General features: G+C 36.6%; 14 protein-coding genes. 12 read left to right on the forward strand and 2 right to left on the reverse strand.

Features of this window, described 5'->3' with window-relative positions; genetic code table 11:
• Window positions 1-75: 75 nt before the first annotated feature.
• The gene (locus tag COL05_RS04240; RefSeq protein ID WP_098667710.1) at window positions 76-1,146 is read right to left on the reverse strand and encodes a M24 family metallopeptidase; all 1,071 of its coding nucleotides are present in this window, start codon (window positions 1,144-1,146) and stop codon (window positions 76-78) included.
• Between the two features lie 281 nt (window positions 1,147-1,427).
• Between COL05_RS04240 and COL05_RS04245 the strand changes: the two genes are divergently transcribed.
• Entirely contained in the window at window positions 1,428-2,609 is a 1,182-nt protein-coding gene (locus COL05_RS04245) for a lysozyme inhibitor LprI family protein (protein WP_098667711.1), read from the forward strand.
• A gap of 50 nt (window positions 2,610-2,659) precedes the next feature.
• On the opposite strand, the gene COL05_RS04250 is transcribed toward COL05_RS04245, so the two are convergent.
• The gene (locus COL05_RS04250) at window positions 2,660-4,369 is read right to left on the reverse strand and encodes an Rqc2 family fibronectin-binding protein (protein ID WP_098667712.1); all 1,710 of its coding nucleotides are present in this window, start codon (window positions 4,367-4,369) and stop codon (window positions 2,660-2,662) included.
• A 103-nt stretch (window positions 4,370-4,472) separates the two neighbouring features.
• On the opposite strand from COL05_RS04250, the gene COL05_RS04255 reads away from it, so the two are divergent.
• The 11 genes from COL05_RS04255 to rlmN all read left to right on the forward strand — a co-directional run bounded on the left by COL05_RS04255 (window position 4,473) and on the right by rlmN (window position 17,004).
• A complete protein-coding gene (locus COL05_RS04255; RefSeq protein WP_098667713.1) occupies window positions 4,473-7,196 on the forward strand; it encodes a calcium-translocating P-type ATPase, SERCA-type in 2,724 nt (907 codons plus the stop codon).
• Between the two features lie 100 nt (window positions 7,197-7,296).
• On the forward strand, window positions 7,297-8,172 hold the full coding sequence (locus COL05_RS04260) for a YicC/YloC family endoribonuclease (RefSeq protein WP_098667714.1): 876 nt from the start codon (window positions 7,297-7,299) through the stop codon (window positions 8,170-8,172).
• A gap of 67 nt (window positions 8,173-8,239) precedes the next feature.
• On the forward strand, window positions 8,240-8,503 hold the full coding sequence (gene remA, locus COL05_RS04265) for an extracellular matrix/biofilm regulator RemA (RefSeq protein ID WP_001251456.1): 264 nt from the start codon (window positions 8,240-8,242) through the stop codon (window positions 8,501-8,503).
• 13 nt (window positions 8,504-8,516) lie between these two features.
• A complete protein-coding gene (gene gmk, locus COL05_RS04270) occupies window positions 8,517-9,134 on the forward strand; it encodes a guanylate kinase (protein ID WP_001257738.1) in 618 nt (205 codons plus the stop codon).
• Between the two features lie 2 nt (window positions 9,135-9,136).
• On the forward strand, window positions 9,137-9,349 hold the full coding sequence (rpoZ, locus tag COL05_RS04275) for a DNA-directed RNA polymerase subunit omega (RefSeq protein ID WP_000933969.1): 213 nt from the start codon (window positions 9,137-9,139) through the stop codon (window positions 9,347-9,349).
• Window positions 9,350-9,522: 173 nt separating this feature from the next.
• Window positions 9,523-10,728: a bifunctional phosphopantothenoylcysteine decarboxylase/phosphopantothenate--cysteine ligase CoaBC gene (coaBC, locus tag COL05_RS04280; protein WP_098667715.1), complete on the forward strand. Its 1,206-nt coding sequence runs from the start codon at window positions 9,523-9,525 to the stop codon at window positions 10,726-10,728.
• Window positions 10,725-13,130, forward strand: a complete 2,406-nt coding sequence (gene priA / locus COL05_RS04285; protein WP_098667716.1) for a primosomal protein N' — start codon at window positions 10,725-10,727, stop codon at window positions 13,128-13,130. The genes coaBC and priA overlap by 4 nt, the downstream gene beginning before the upstream one ends.
• Before the next feature lie 11 nt (window positions 13,131-13,141).
• A complete protein-coding gene (gene def / locus COL05_RS04290) occupies window positions 13,142-13,612 on the forward strand; it encodes a peptide deformylase (RefSeq protein WP_000279468.1) in 471 nt (156 codons plus the stop codon).
• A 23-nt stretch (window positions 13,613-13,635) separates the two neighbouring features.
• Window positions 13,636-14,580 (forward strand): methionyl-tRNA formyltransferase, encoded by a 945-nt coding sequence (gene fmt, locus COL05_RS04295; RefSeq protein WP_000598791.1) that lies wholly within the window; start codon window positions 13,636-13,638, stop codon window positions 14,578-14,580.
• Window positions 14,577-15,911 (forward strand): 16S rRNA (cytosine(967)-C(5))-methyltransferase RsmB, encoded by a 1,335-nt coding sequence (gene rsmB / locus COL05_RS04300; protein ID WP_098667717.1) that lies wholly within the window; start codon window positions 14,577-14,579, stop codon window positions 15,909-15,911. The genes fmt and rsmB overlap by 4 nt, the downstream gene beginning before the upstream one ends.
• A 4-nt stretch (window positions 15,912-15,915) precedes the next feature.
• Window positions 15,916-17,004: a dual-specificity RNA methyltransferase RlmN gene (gene rlmN / locus COL05_RS04305; RefSeq protein ID WP_048530542.1), complete on the forward strand. Its 1,089-nt coding sequence runs from the start codon at window positions 15,916-15,918 to the stop codon at window positions 17,002-17,004.

Here is a 17,004-nt window from a genome sequence, read left to right on the forward strand (position 1 = left end):
CCCCTTTTTTAAATGAATACTCCAGAGAAGGAATTCTATGTGCAGAGAAAAAATTAAGTTGAAAATTTCAAAATATTAACAAGGGATTACAATTAGTTCCCGATTTGATTTTGTAATAACTTCATATCCATCTTTTGTAATGACGATATCGTCTTCAATTCTACAACCACCCCAGTTTGGTATGTAAATACCAGGTTCAACTGTAACAACCATACCTTCTTCTAAAGTAGTCTTACTTTCTTGGGATAGGCGAAGTGGTTCATGGATTTCTAACCCAAGACCATGACCAGTAGAGTGTCCAAAATATTGACCGTATCCATGCTCAGTAATGTAGTTTCTCGTTATATCATCGATACTTTTTGCAGTTTCTCCAGGCTTAATTGCTTCAGTCCCACGTTTTAACGCTTCTCGTACAACATTGTATATCTTTTTGAATTCTTCTGATGGTTCCCCGATTGCTACAGTACGAGTTATATCAGAACAATATCCGTCGTAAAGTGCACCGAAGTCTAATGTAACGACATCGCCTCGTTCGATTATTTTATTTGATGCAACTCCATGAGGAAGAGAAGAACGAACGCCAGAAGCTACAATAATTTGAAATGATGAGGATGTAGCCCCTTTTTTTCGCATGAAAAATTCTAACTCATCTCGTACATCATTTTCGCTTATTCCCGGTTTTAAAAATCTAATAATGTGTTGAAATGCCTCGTCAGCGATATTAGCTGCGATTTTCATTATTTCTATTTCAGACGTGTCTTTAATAATACGAATATTTTCGATGATTTCGCACACTTGAACCATTTCCGCATGTACGTATTTTTGTAAGTTTTTATATTGTTGCAATGTCATGTTGTTTTCTTCAATTCCGAGTTTTTGAATGTTTAATTTCGATACTTGATTTGCAATTTCTTTTTCCAAATTTCCTTTATGCATAATAATTTCAGCATCTTTTATTTGTGATTTTGCTTGATCTACATAGCGAAAATCAGTTATAAAAACAGCCTTATCCGCAGAGAGTAAGACGACGCCAGCACTACCTGTGAAGCCAGTTGCATATTGGCGATTTTCTTTTTTTGTAATAAGTAACCCGTCAATTCCGTACTTATGTAGTTGTTTTTGGATGTTAGTTATTCTTATATTCATTTTAATGCCTCCTTTTTATATTTAATAAAGCAAAAATTGTGCCAGTATACTTATTGACAATAAAAGAGAAGAGGGAGTTTTGTGTCAAAAAAACTAGACAAATATAAAATGAGGATGTCAAAAATTTATACAGTAATGTAAACTTGCATATTATAATCTTTAAATTCTAATATTATATTTTTGTATAAATAAATGGTGATAATTAGTATAATAAGAGGTCGTTATGTTTTCTTGTAGATAAAGGTGCGTAACGAATAAATAGGAATAAGGATTGTGAGTACATGAAAAAATTAAGTAAAGTCATTTCATTTTGCTTCGCTGCTAGTATGCTAGTTGTAACAGGGTGTGAAAAAAGTGAAATCAAAGTTCAAGCAAATGAAAAGATTGAACAGCTTGATGAAGCGCCAGAAGTGACAGAAAAAGAAGCGAAAAAGATTGTAAGAAAGAGTGTAGATGCAATAGCAAATGCATTTAGTGAGATGGAAAAAGAAAATGGATGGAGTCGAAATAATCCTGGAGATTTGGCGACAGCGAAAAAAGGAGTTAAGGGATTAGTTACAGAAAAATTTGTAGAGAACCAGCTTCCTAATTCGCTTGAAACATTTAATAGATCTAGAGAGACAGATATGTTGCCATTCCCTATTAATATTGAATCAGAAATGAGATTCACGTATACACAGAAAGATAAAAATTTAACGATTGAAACTATTATACCTTCAAATGATATGGGAAATGAAGCAGAGATATGGGAATTTATTTTAGTTTATAAAGATGGAAAATGGTTAATGGATAAATGGTCATCGCATACACCGAGAGATTTAAAACTTACGAAGGAAGAAGCTAGTGAATTTCTTAAAATTCGTGGTTTTAAGAATGTATCTTTTGTTAAAGAGGAGAACAGTAGTGATAAAAAGTATATTTTTAAAGACAGTACTAGTTTAGTTACTGTGAATGCAAAAACATCGGTTATTGCAATTAATTCAGATAACCCAAAAGAAAAACAGGTAGCGAATAAAAATAGTAGTGAAGAACACGAAAACATTAAGGAAAATAGCATGAGTACGCATGCTATTTCTAAAGAAGAGAAGCAGACTAAAAAAGAAACTTCGTCACCAGTAGGTAAAACTAAGGTTTTAAATGAATTAGCTGCTCTAGAAAATCAAGAAAAACATACAAATGTCGTGTCAACAAATGACATAGTAAATGAAATAGAAGGAAATTATCAAGTGTGGGATAATAAACTAAATGAAATTTACAGTACATTAAAAAATACGATGTCAGCTGATGCGTTTCAGTCATTAAAAACGAAACAAGTTGCATGGGTTAAAGAAAAGGAAAGTAAAGTTAAAGCCATTGCTACGGATGAAAATAATGGAACGATGAAATATATTGAAGCTGCAGATGAAAAATATAAGATGACAAAAGAAAGATGTTATGAATTAGTGAATGGGTATATGAACTAGTGTGTACGAATATAAAAAATGCGTTGCTTATAAGCAACGCATTTTTGTATTTACGCTTTTAATTTCATTACAGTATCAGCATCTGGTGTCACATAAACTGTTTGCTGATTGTCGTACGTAACAAAACCAAGCTTTGCGCCACTCGGTTTTTTGACATGGCGTATTTTGGTGAAATCAACAGGTACGGAGCTAGACTCTTTTGCTTTACTGTAATAGGCAGCAATTTTGGCAGCTTCTAGTAAAGTTTCTTCAGCAGGCTCTAAAGAACGAATGACAACGTGAGAACCAGGTATGTCTTTCGTATGTAACCAAATTTCATCACGACGGGCAAATTTCGTTGTTAAATAATCATTTTGTTTATTGTTTTTACCAACGAAAATCTCTGTGCCATCACTTGCTACATATTTATCTAATACTGGTTTAGTAGGTTTTTTCTTTGCGTTTTTCGTTTTACGATTGCGCATATAACCTTCTTCAGCTAATTCCTCTCGAATTTCTTCAATATCTTTTGAAGAAGCAGCTTCCATTTGTTGAAGTAAGCTATCAAAATAAAGAATTTCTTCATTTGTTTTTTCGATTTGTTCTTCAACAACAACAACTGAATTTTTCGCTTTTTGATACTTTTGGAAATAGCGTTGCGCATTTTCAGATGGTGTTTTTAAAGGGTCTAATGTGATCTTTACAGTTCCGCCGTTTTCATCATAATAGTTAACGACCTCAATATCTTTATCACCTTTTTTCAAAGCGTACATATTGGCTGTAAGTAGTTCTCCAAATAGTTGATATTTATCTGCTTTTCCAGCATCTTGTAATGTTTTTTGTAGTTTAATGAGTTTTTTCTCATTTTTATTTTTTTCGTTTTGCATAAAGCGCTCTAAATCATGGGCTTGCTGTTTTACACGGTCGCGCTCTGCTTTTCCGAAAAAGAAACGATCTAGCAATTCACTAACAGATGAGAACGTCTTGTTTTCCCCTTGCAAATGTGCAAGAGGGAAAAGGTAGAAAAATTCTTTCCCATTTGAAGTAGTCATCGTTGGTGAATATGTATGAGTTAATAATGGTTTTTGTATGGAGAAAAATGCGTCCGCTAATGCTTTTTCATTTACCATACCAGCTTTTTTCACTACTTCTTTTGCGAATAACGGCGATATTCCCGTAAAGGTGCCGACAAGCTGTTTATCCATGTTTCCAGATAAAAAGTCTAGCGGTCTAAGAAATTCCTCATTTGTTTCAACCTGAAGTGGATTAATTTTATGTTGTGCTGGTGGCGCAACATATTCAGCTCCAGCGTATACAGTTCGATGTCGGTTTACGGCTAAAGAAACGTGCTTTAGGCTATCTAAAATATTATTTGTTTTTGTGTCTACTAAAATGATGTTACTATGTCGTCCCATTATTTCAATTACTAATGTTTTTAGCGATTCATCACCAATTTCATTTCTGCTTCGCACAGTAATTTGAATAATGCGCTCTAAATCAATTTGTTCAATTTTTTCAATGAATCCACCTTCTAAATGCTTACGAAGAAGCATACAAAACATTGGCGGAAGTGCAGGTGAATCGTAATTTTGATTTGTTAAGTGTAAACGTGCATATGTCGGATGAGCGGAAAGAATCAGTTTTTGATTTTTTCCGTTTGCTCGAATATGTAATAAAATCTCATATTTTGAAGGTTGATATATTTTGGAAATTCTCCCCGTGTAAAGAGAATTTGCAATTTCATGTGTAATTGCTCTTGTAAATAATCCATCGAATGCCATAAAAACACTCCTTTCTAACTAAAAGTTAATTATAGCATTTTTTTGGACGAGGCTGAATAAGCTTTCAATAGAGTATGTCTGGAATCAGGAGGTCGATAGCAGGATGAACTGGTATGGAATGCGCGCACATGAAGTGGAAGAAAGAACGAATACGAATGTGAAGATGGGACTTACAGAGAAAGAAGCAGAAGGGCGAATAAAGAAATTTGGTACAAATGAATTAGATGAAGCAAAGAGGCCTTCTGCACTTATGGTATTTTTAGCGCAATTTAAAGATTTCATGGTACTTGTTTTGTTTGGTGCAACAATCGTTTCGGCTTTTTTAGGGGAATACATTGATTCTATTGCGATTGTTGCGATTGTTATTATCAACGGTATTCTCGGCTTTTTCCAAGAAAGAAAGGCTGAAAAGTCATTGGAAGCTTTAAAAGAGCTAGCCGCCCCGCAAGTTACTGTACTGCGGAATGGAAAGTGGATAAAGGCACCGTCCAAAGCACTCGTTTTAGGTGATGTTATTAAATTTTCTAGTGGCGATCGTATCGGGGCTGATGTACGTCTTGTTGAGGCATCGAGTTTATATATCGAAGAATCAGCTTTGACAGGAGAGTCAGTACCAGTGCAGAAGAAAGTAGAAGCATTGCAAGGGCAAGATGTTTCAATTGGTGATCAAAAAAATATGGCTTTTATGGGTACGATGATTACGCGAGGATCTGGAACAGGGGTCGTTGTCGCAACTGGTATGAATACAGCAATGGGCCAAATTGCAAATATGTTACAAAATGCAGAGCAAATGGAAACACCACTGCAAAGAAGATTAGAGCAACTCGGAAAAATATTAATTATTGTGGCTCTTGTTTTGACAGCACTTGTCGTATTAGCCGGTGTGTATCAAGGGAATGAAGTATATCATATGTTTTTAGCAGGCGTGTCACTAGCCGTTGCTGCTATTCCAGAAGGGTTACCAGCAATTGTTACAGTAGCTTTATCGCTTGGTGTACAGCGTATGATAAAAAAGAGAGCAATTGTAAGGAAGTTACCAGCGGTAGAAACGTTAGGCTGTGCTTCCGTTATATGCTCTGATAAAACAGGAACGATGACGCAAAACAAAATGATGGTAACACATATGTGGTCAGGTGGAGAGTTATGGAAAGTGACAGGGCAAGGATATGAACCGAATGGCTCTTTTATGAAAGGTGAAAAAGAAATTAATCCAGATAAGACGAAATCACTTTATCAATTACTCACATTTGGTTCACTATGTAATAACGCAAATATAATTCAAAAGAAAAAGATATATGTATTGGACGGAGATCCAACTGAGGGAGCGCTTGTAGCTGCAGCGATGAAAGCGGGGATAACACGTGAGGCACTGAAAGGGAAATTTGAAATTATCCGCGAATTTCCGTTTGATTCCACTCGAAAAATGATGAGTGTTATTGTACGAGATCGAGAAGGGAAAAAGTTTGTCGTTACGAAGGGAGCACCAGATGTCCTTCTGCAAATGAGTCAAACGATTTTATGGGGAGATAAGCAGCAACCATTAAGTGAGTTGTATAGAAAAGAAGTACAGGCGGCTATTCATAGCTTAGGTAGTCAAGCACTTCGAACAATTGCAGTTGCTTTTAAGCCTTTAAAAGTAACAGACTCAATTGAACATGAAAGAGACGTTGAAAAAGATTTTATGTTAGTCGGGATACAAGGAATGATTGATCCGCCAAGACCAGAGGTAGAGCAGGCTGTAAAAGAGTGTAGAGAAGCTGGTATTCGAACAGTTATGATTACAGGTGACCATAAAGTGACTGCAATGGCGATTGCGGAACAATTAAGCATTTTACCGCCAGGTGGACGCGTTGTTGAAGGGGTAGAACTCGCAAGTATGGATGTAGAAGAGTTAGAAAATGTTGTAGAAGATACGTATGTATTTGCTCGTGTATCACCGGAACATAAATTGAAAATTGTTAAGGCGTTGCAAAATAAAGGACATATAGTAGCGATGACAGGTGATGGGGTAAACGATGCACCTGCTATAAAAACAGCGGATATTGGGATAGCGATGGGGATTACAGGTACAGACGTTGCAAAAGAAGCTTCTTCTCTCGTATTGCTGGACGATAATTTCGCTACGATAAAATCAGCAATTAAAGAAGGGAGAAATATATACGAGAACATACGTAAGTTTATTCGTTATTTATTAGCATCGAACGTTGGAGAAATTTTGGTCATGTTATTCGCAATGTTACTTGCATTACCGCTACCGATGGTTCCAATTCAAATTTTATGGGTGAACTTAGTTACTGACGGCTTACCGGCGATGGCATTAGGTTTGGATAAAGCTGAAGGAGACGTGATGAAGAGAACGCCGCGTCATCCGAAAGAAGGGGTATTTGCTAGAGGGCTTGCCTGGAAAATTATAAGTCGTGGCTTTCTAATTGGGGCAGTGACGTTAGTAGCGTTTATAGTAGCATTTAATCAGCATCCAAATGAACTGAAATATGCACAAACTGTAGCGTTTGCAACGTTGGTACTTGCTCAGCTTATTCATGTATTTGATTGCCGAAGTGAGCATTCTGTTTTCCACCGCAATCCGTTTGGAAATGTGTATTTAGTAGGAGCGGTTATCATCTCATTACTACTCATGCTAGTGGTTATATATTATCCACCGTTACAACCGATTTTTAGTACGATGCCAATACAAGCAAGAGATTGGTTGTTAATTGGAGGTTTATCATCAATTCCGACCTTCTTACTAGTAGGTTCTTTATTAACAAGGAAAAAGGGGCAGAAGGAAAAGTCGATATTATATAAGAAGGGATTAAACTTGAAATAGTCAATGATATGAAAATGTGATATAATTTACAGAAGGTAGTAGAGCCTTGTCTCTATTACCTTTTTCATTGAGTTATTTCATGGCTTGGATGTGATAAAAAATGATTTGTAGTATGACAGGATTTGGAAGGTCGAAAGTAGAAAATGATACTTTTCAAATTACAGTAGAAATGAAATCGGTAAACCACCGTTTTCTAGAGATGAGTATTCGACTTCCGAAGCAAATGATGGTATTCGAAGACAAAATTCGTAAAATAATTGCAGAACAAGTTCGACGTGGACGTATTGAAGTGTCTATTAGTATAACGGGTGAAGGGCTTGTTGAAAGAAAATTAAGTGTGAATTGGTCGCTTCTTGAGCAGTACCAATCGATTATGGAAGATATAAAAGGAAAATTTCAATTACAAGATTCTATTACGCTTCAGCAATTAATGGCAATGCCAGAAGTAACAGCGATTGAAGAAGTAGAAAATGTAAATGAACAATTTGAGAACAGTTTATATGAGGCGGTTCGCCAAGCTGCTCATATGTTAAAAACCATGAGAGATGGCGAAGGAGAACGATTACATAAAGATATAGCGTATCGTTTACAAGAGATTCACAATTGTGTAGATGCAATTATTCCGCATGCACCAATTGTTACGCAAAAATATCGTGAACGATTAGAAAATCGCTTAAAAGAATTACATAATCAAGATCTAGATGAACAAAGATTGCTAACAGAAGTTGCAATCTTCGCTGAGCGTTGTGATATTCACGAAGAGTTAGTTCGTTTGCAAAGTCATTTAGAGCAATTTCGTGAAACACTGCAGATTGAAGAGCCTGTTGGAAGAAAAATGGATTTCATCGTGCAGGAGATGCATAGAGAAATTAATACGATTGGTTCTAAGGCGAATGACTTAACAATTTCAAAATATGTTGTAGAAATGAAAAATAACCTTGAAAAAATTCGTGAACAAGTACAAAATATTGAGTAGCTTTCAAAAAATATATAAAGTTATACGTGGTGGAGAAATCGGATAGACTTACTAGGAGGCGCAAACTATGGCCATGCGGTTTTTAAATATTGGATACGGAAATATTGTATCTGCTCATCGAATTATTGCTATTGTAAGTCCGGAGTCAGCTCCTATTAAACGAACAGTACAGGAAGCACGCGAACATAATGCTTTGCTTGATGCTACGTATGGGAGAAAAACAAGGGCGGTTATTGTTATGGATGATGGGCATGTTGTATTAAGTCCAATTCAGCCAGAGACGATTGCACATCGTTTGAATAATAAAGAAGATTTAAGTGAGGAAGGGTAGGTTTTACATATTTATGAGAAGTAGAAGAGGATTGCTCATCGTTCTTTCAGGACCTTCTGGGGTTGGTAAAGGAACGGTTCGAAAAGAGCTGTTTAGCCATGAGGATACACGTTTTCAGTACTCCATTTCAGTAACGACACGTAAGCCACGTGAAGGTGAAGTGGATGGTGTGGATTATTTCTTTAAAGAGAGAGAAGAATTTGAGGAAATGATTCGTAATGAAAAATTACTTGAGTGGGCTGAATTCGTAGGTAATTATTACGGAACACCGATTGACTATGTTGAAAAAACATTACAAGAAGGAAAAGATGTATTCTTAGAAATTGAAGTGCAAGGAGCAATTCAAGTTAAGAAAGCTTTCCCAGAAGGTGTATTTATTTTCTTAGCACCTCCAAGTTTATCTGAACTAAAGAACCGAATTGTTGGTCGTGGTACAGAAACTGAAGATGTTATTGAAAATCGTTTAACGGTAGCGAAAGAAGAAATTGATATGATGGACGCTTACGACTACGTTGTAGAAAACGATCAAGTTGAACTAGCTTGTGAAAGAATTAAAGCAATTGTGGTTGGCGAACATTGCCGCCGCGAAAGAGTAGCAAAATATTATAAAGAAATGACGGAGGGTCTATAATTATGTTAAATCCATCAATTGATTCATTATTAACAAAAATCGATTCTAAATATACACTTGTAACAGTGGCTGCAAAACGTGCGCGCGAAATGCAACTTGCTAATAACTGTGTTGTAGAAAAACCGGTTTCTCATAAATGTGTAGGTAAAGCATTAGAAGAAATCGATATTGAAGCGTTAAGCTACGTACCAAGTGAAGATAAAGTAACTGAATAAGACTTTGTCTTCGACAATTTAGAACATAGACTTTATAATTTTCTATGTAACGGTAACAACCTATTTACAAGTAGGTTGTTATTTTTTTACGGTAGGGAAGAAGTATTGATACTGACGAGATAAGAATTTTGTTTCAGTATGGATAAGTTTGAAAAAGAAAGAGGACGAGCCATATGCTAAAAGGGAAAAAGATACTTTTATGTGTAACAGGAGGCATTGCGGTCTTTAAAGCGGCTGCGTTAACGAGTAAATTGACACAAGCTGGTGCTATTGTAAAAGTAATGATGAGTGAGTCGGCAATGAAGTTTGTTACACCTCTTACATTCCAAGCGCTTTCTCGCCATGATGTATATACGGATACATTCGATGAGAAAGATTCAGCTGTTATTGCTCATATCGATTTAGCGGATTGGGCTGATGTTGTACTTGTTGCACCTGCTACAGCCAATTGTATTGGAAAGTTAGCTAACGGTATTGCGGATGATATGATTACAACTACTTTGTTAGCTACTACAGCCCCAGTGTGGATTGCACCTGCTATGAATGTGCATATGTATGAAAATAAAATTGTTCAAAAAAATATGATGACGTTAAAAACGTTAGGATATACATTTATTGAGCCCGGAGAAGGCTTTTTAGCGTGTGGTTATGTAGCGAAGGGAAGATTAGAAGAACCTGAAGCGATTATTGCACGGCTAGAAGAGGCTTTTTCAGAACAAAAACCATTGCAAGGAAAAAGAATATTAATAACTGCTGGTCCAACTCGCGAAAAGATTGATCCAGTTCGTTTTATGACCAATTTTTCTTCTGGAAAAATGGGTTATGCGATTGCGGAAGTGGCCTCGAACTTAGGTGCTGATGTCATACTCGTTTCGGGACCGACAGCACTAAATCCACCGTTACATGTAACTACGGTGCAAGTGGAATCTGCACAAGATATGTTAGAGACAGTTCTTCAACATTATCAAAACGTAGATGTTGTCATAAAAACAGCAGCAGTTGCAGACTATCGCCCGAAATATGTTCATGATAATAAAATGAAAAAGAAAAATGGTGATGCTGTAATTGAACTCGAGAGAACAGTAGATATTTTAAAAACATTAGGTGAGATGAAAGAGAAACAGTTACTTATCGGTTTTGCGGCTGAAACGACAAACGTAGAGGAATACGCAACGAAAAAATTACGTGAGAAAAATGCAAATATGATTGTTGCGAACGATGTAAAGGCGCAAGGAGCTGGATTTGGTACAGATACGAACATTGTAACAATGTATAGAAAAGATGGAGAAATTATAGAGTTGCCACTTTTAACGAAGAAAGAGGTCGCTCGTGAAATATTAAAGCAAATTGAAATGATGTTAGAAGATGATCGTCTATGAAATTTGCAAGTGTAATTGTTGATGTACCTGCACGTCAGACAGATCGACCATTTGATTATATTATCCCTAAAAAATGGGAAGATATTGTCCAAACAGGTATGCGTGTAGTAGTTCCATTTGGCCCGAGAAAATTGCAAGGTTTTATTATTGGGATTAAAGATTCGGCTGAAGTAGAAAGTAAGAAGTTAAAAACAATCCATGAAATATTAGATGTAACACCGGTATTAAACGAGGAATTATTAAAACTTGGGTATTGGCTTACAAGTGAAACGTTATGCTATATGATTTCAGCTTTTCAAGTTATGCTTCCAACGGCGATAAAAGCAACATATAAAAAGCGTCTACAACTTCGTAAACAAGAAGAAGTAGCACCTGAACTACTGTTTTTATTTCAGGATAAAGAAGCGATAGATTGGGAAGCGATTGAGACGCAGCCACATCTATATCGTACAATTCAACAAGAAATTAAACATGGCACGATTGAAGTTGTGTATCAAGTAAAAGATAAAGTGCAAAAGAAGAAACAAAGAGTCGTACAACCGGAGTTGCCAGAAGATAAATTAGAATTAGCAGCATTTGAATTGAAAAGCAAAAAACAACAAGATGTCCTCTATTATTTTGTGGAAAATTATAAAAGTGTACCGTTGAAAGTAATAACAGAAGAGTTACAAATAACAGATGCTCCGATTAAAGCACTTGTTAAAAAGGGGCTACTCTCAGAAAAGTATGTGGAAGTGTACCGAAATCCGTATGACGATGATGATTTTGAACAAACGAAACCATTCCCGCTTACGGAGGAACAACAGCAAGTTATTACACCGATTTTATCATCAATTACAAATGAAACTTACAATCCATTTTTACTATATGGTGTTACAGGGAGCGGAAAAACAGAAGTATATTTACAATCTATAGCAGCTGTGCTCAAGAAAGGAAAAGAAGCTATTGTACTTGTTCCTGAAATTGCACTAACGCCTCAGATGGTAGATCGTTTTAAAGGTAGATTTGGCTCGCAAGTTGCAGTTCTTCATAGTGCGCTGTCTGTTGGAGAAAAATATGATGAATGGCGTAAGATTTTAAGAAAAGAAGTGAAAGTTGTAGTTGGTGCACGTTCAGCTGTATTTGCTCCTTTTGAAAATTTAGGGATTATTATTATTGATGAGGAACATGAATCGAGCTATAAGCAAGAAGATAATCCGAGATATCATGCAAGGGATGTAGCTGTGTGGAGGGGACAATATCATAAATGTCCTATCGTTCTTGGCAGTGCAACACCGACACTTGAATCATTTGCAAGAGCAAAAAAAGGTGTGTATGAATTACTGACGATGGAAAAGCGTATGAATGAACAAGCTTTACCGACAGTAGAGATTGTTGATATGCGTGAAGAACTTCGTGACGGGAATCGTTCCATGTTTTCAAAGGCACTGCATGAAAAAATAGCAGATCGGTTAGAAAAGAAAGAACAAATGGTGCTGTTTTTAAATAGAAGAGGTCATTCTACATTTGTTATGTGTCGTGATTGTGGGTATGTTGTCCAATGTCCGCATTGTGATATCTCACTGACATATCATAAAATGAATCATCGTTTAAAATGTCATTATTGTAGCTACGAAGAGAATATGCCGACTGCTTGTCCTGCTTGTCAAAGTACATACATTCGTTTCTTTGGTACAGGTACACAAAAGGTAGAAGAAGAAATTACAAAACTATTTCCAGAGGCACGAGTCATTCGAATGGATGTAGATACGACAAGTCGTAAAGGAATGCATGAAAAATTATTAAAGGCATTCGGGGAAGAAAAAGCAGATATATTACTTGGAACACAAATGATTGCGAAGGGATTAGATTTTCCAAAAGTAACGCTTGTTGGGGTTTTAACTGCGGACACGATGCTTCATTTACCTGATTTTCGGGCGAGTGAAAAGACTTATCAGTTATTGACGCAAGTAAGTGGACGAGCAGGCCGACATGAATTGCCAGGGGAAGTTATAATTCAAACGTATACGCCAGAACATTACAGTATAGAGTTAGCAAAGAACCAACAATATGATGTGTTTTTTGATCAAGAAATGCAAATGAGACGAACGAGACAATATCCACCTTATTACTATGTTGTACTTGTGACAGTATCTCACCCGGAATTATTAAAAGCAGTACAAGTAACGGAAAAAATTGTCGGTCATTTACGGTCGCACTGCTCGCAGCAAACAATGGTGTTAGGACCAGTTGCTTCAGCAATTCCAAGGATAAAAGATAGATATCGTTATCAATGCATGATAAAATACAAACGGGAACCAAACTTAAAGAACGTGCTCAAAATGGTAAATGAACATTATCAAGCAGAAATGCAAAAAGAGCTACAAATCTCAATTGATTTTAATCCAACAATGTTAATGTAGCGGAGGGAAATATGGCAGTTTTAGAAATCGTAAAGCACCCAAATGAAGTGTTAGAAACACCGTGTGAAAGAGTAATTAACTTTGATAAAAAGTTAGTGAAATTGTTGAAAGATATGCATGAAACAATGTTAATTGCGGACGGAGTCGGTTTAGCTGCGCCTCAAGTAGGGGTAAGCTTGCAAGTGGCGGTAGTTGATATCGGTGATGATACTGGGAAAATCGAGTTAATCAATCCATCGATACTAGAAAAACGTGGTGAACAAGTAGGTCCCGAAGGCTGTTTAAGCTTCCCGGGACTTTATGGTGAAGTGGAACGTGCGGATTATATTAAAGTACGTGCGCAAAATCGCCGAGGTAAAGTATTTTTACTAGAAGCAGAAGGATTTTTAGCGCGTGCAATTCAACATGAAATCGATCATTTACATGGTGTGTTATTTACATCGAAAGTGACGAGATATTATGAGGAAAACGAATTAGAATAGGTATTAAAAGGAGCGGTTTTTAAATGATAAAAGTAGTATTTATGGGAACACCGGACTTTTCAGTGCCGGTGCTTCGTCGTCTTATTGAAGATGGCTATGATGTAATAGGTGTTGTGACGCAACCAGATCGTCCGGTAGGCAGAAAGAAAGTATTAACACCTACACCTGTTAAAGTGGAAGCAGAAAAACATGGTATTCCAGTGTTACAACCGTTAAGAATTCGTGAAAAAGACGAATATGAAAAAGTATTGGCATTAGAGCCAGATTTAATTGTAACAGCTGCATTCGGCCAAATTGTACCAAATGAAATTTTAGAAGCGCCGAAGTATGGATGTATTAACGTCCACGCCTCTTTACTGCCTGAACTTCGTGGTGGTGCGCCAATCCATTATGCAATTATGGAAGGGAAAGAGAAAACAGGTATTACAATTATGTATATGGTAGAAAAATTGGATGCTGGTGACATCTTAACGCAAGTAGAAGTGGAAATTGAAGAGCGTGAAACGACAGGCTCGTTATTTGATAAGTTAAGTGAAGCAGGAGCGCATCTTCTATCTAAAACAGTACCTTTATTAATTCAAGGTAAGCTAGAACCGATTAAACAAAATGAAGAAGAAGTAACGTTTGCATATAATATAAAACGTGAGCAAGAGAAAATTGATTGGACAAAAACAGGTGAAGAAGTATACAATCACATTCGCGGATTGAATCCATGGCCAGTTGCTTATACAACTTTAGCAGGACAAGTTGTTAAAGTATGGTGGGGAGAAAAAGTACCTGTAACAAAATCAGCTGAAGCAGGTACGATTGTTGCGATCGAAGAAGATGGTTTTGTTGTAGCGACTGGTAATGAAACGGGTGTTAAAGTTACTGAGTTGCAACCTTCTGGTAAAAAGCGTATGAGTTGTTCACAATTTTTACGTGGCACAAAACCTGAAATTGGAACGAAGTTAGGAGAAAATGCATGAGACAAAATGTTCGTGAATTAGCTCTTGATGGTTTAATTCAAGTAGAAAAAAGTGGTGCATACAGTAACTTACTTTTAAATAATCTAATTGAAAAAAGTACAATTGATAGAAAAGATATTGGTTTATTAACTGAAATTGTATATGGAACGATTCAGCGTCGTGACACATTAGATTACTATTTACAGCCTTTTTTAAAAAAGAAGGTTGAGGCGTGGGTAAGAGTATTGCTTCGCTTATCTTTATATCAAATGATTTATTTAGACCGAGTGCCCGAAAGAGCGGCTATTCATGAAGCCGTTGAGATCGCAAAGCGTCGCGGCCATAAAGGAATCGCTGGTATGGTGAACGGTGTATTACGTTCCATTCAAAGAGAAGGTGTACCTTCTGTAGATGAAATCAAAGATCCAGTAGAACGTTTGGCAATTGCAACAAGTCATCCAGTTTGGCTTGTCCAAGAGTGGACTTCAGAATATGGTTTAGAAACTGCTGAGAAAATGTGTGAAGTGAACATGTTACCGCCTGTACCAACGGCGCGTGTAAATATTGATAAAATAACAGTAGAAGAAGCAATTAAATTATTGGCTAGTGAAGGTATAGAAGCGAAGCGTGGCGATTTATCAGATGATGCAATTCAAATTGAAAAAGGGAATGTAGCGCACACAGATGCGTTTAAAAAAGGTTTTCTTTCTATTCAAGATGAAAGTTCTATGCTGGTAGCACGCGCTCTAGAACCAGATGAGGGAGATGTAGTTCTTGATAGCTGTGCTGCTCCAGGCGGAAAAACAACGCATATTGCAGAGCGATTAAAAGGAACTGGCCGAGTTATGTCCCTTGATTTACATGCACATAAAGTACGTTTAATTAAACAACAAGCAGAGCGACTTGGTCTAGAAAATGTCGAAACAAAGGCATTAGATGCTAGAAAAGTGCAAGAGCATTTTGCAAATGGAACGTTTGATAAAATATTAGTAGATGCCCCATGTTCTGGATTTGGTGTAATTAGACGTAAGCCTGATATTAAGTTAGGTAAAGATAAAGGCGATAGTGAAAGATTATCGACGATTCAACTTGCAATACTAGAAAAAATCGCACCGTTATTAAAACAAGGTGGTCGCCTTGTTTATAGTACGTGCACAATTGAGAAAATAGAAAATGAACAAGTAATAGAGCAATTTTTACAAGAGCATCCTGAATTTGAGTGGGATACTACGATAAAAGAGCGTATGCCAGAAAAGTTAAGTCCGTATATTGATGAAGGTCAAGTACAAATTTTACCGCATTATTTTGCAACAGATGGCTTTTATATTGCTTGTTTAAGGAAGAAGGTGTAGCATCGTGGAAACGACTGTGAGAAAACAAAAGAAAAATTTAGAAACGAAAAAACCATCAATTTACTCTTTACAACTTCATGAAATGCAAGAGTGGTTAAAGGAACAAGGAGAACCAAAGTTCCGTGCTGGGCAAATTTTTGACTGGCTATATAAAAAACGTGTGAAAAATTATGAGGATATGTCAAACCTTTCTAAAGGATTGCGTGATAAATTGTCGAATTCCTTTGATATTACTACTTTAAACACGTTAGTAAAACAAACGTCTTCGGATGGAACGATTAAATTCTTATTCCAATTATATGATGGATATTCTATTGAAACGGTATTAATGCGACATGAATATGGAAACTCAATTTGTGTAACAACGCAAGTAGGTTGTCGTATTGGATGTACATTCTGTGCTTCAACGCTTGGTGGTTTAAAACGAAACCTAGAAGCTGGAGAAATTGTAGCACAAGTAGTAGAAGTGCAACGTGCACTTGATGAATCAGAAGAACGTGTAAGCTCTCTTGTTGTTATGGGAATTGGAGAACCATTTGATAACTACGATAATTTAATGGGATTCTTACGCATTATTAATCATGAAAAAGGACTTCATATTGGTGCAAGACATATGACAGTTTCGACAAGTGGAATTATCCCGAAAATTTATAAGTTCGCTGAAGAAGACTTACAAATTAATTTTGCGATTTCACTGCATGCTCCAAACTCAGAATTACGTTCAAAATTAATGCCGATTAACCGTGCTTATAAGCTACCTGATTTAATGGAAGCTATTAAATACTATGTAAATAGAACAGGTCGTCGTATTACTTTTGAATATGGACTATTTGGAGGGGAAAATGACCAAGTTGAGCACGCTGAAGAGCTTGCTGCGCTCTTAAAAGGTGTAAAATGTCATGTAAACTTAATTCCGGTAAACTACGTACCTGAACGTGATTATGTACGTACGCCACGTGAACAAATTTTCTTATTTGAAAAAACGTTAAAAGATCGTGGAGTAAATGTAACGATTCGCCGTGAACAAGGTCATGATATTGATGCAGCCTGCGGTCAGTTGCGTGCGAAGGAGCGCAAAGAAGAGACGAGGTGA

The organism is Bacillus sp. AFS059628, from assembly GCF_002571225.1.
In the GTDB taxonomy this organism is placed as follows: Bacteria; Bacillota; Bacilli; order Bacillales; family Bacillaceae_G; genus Bacillus_A.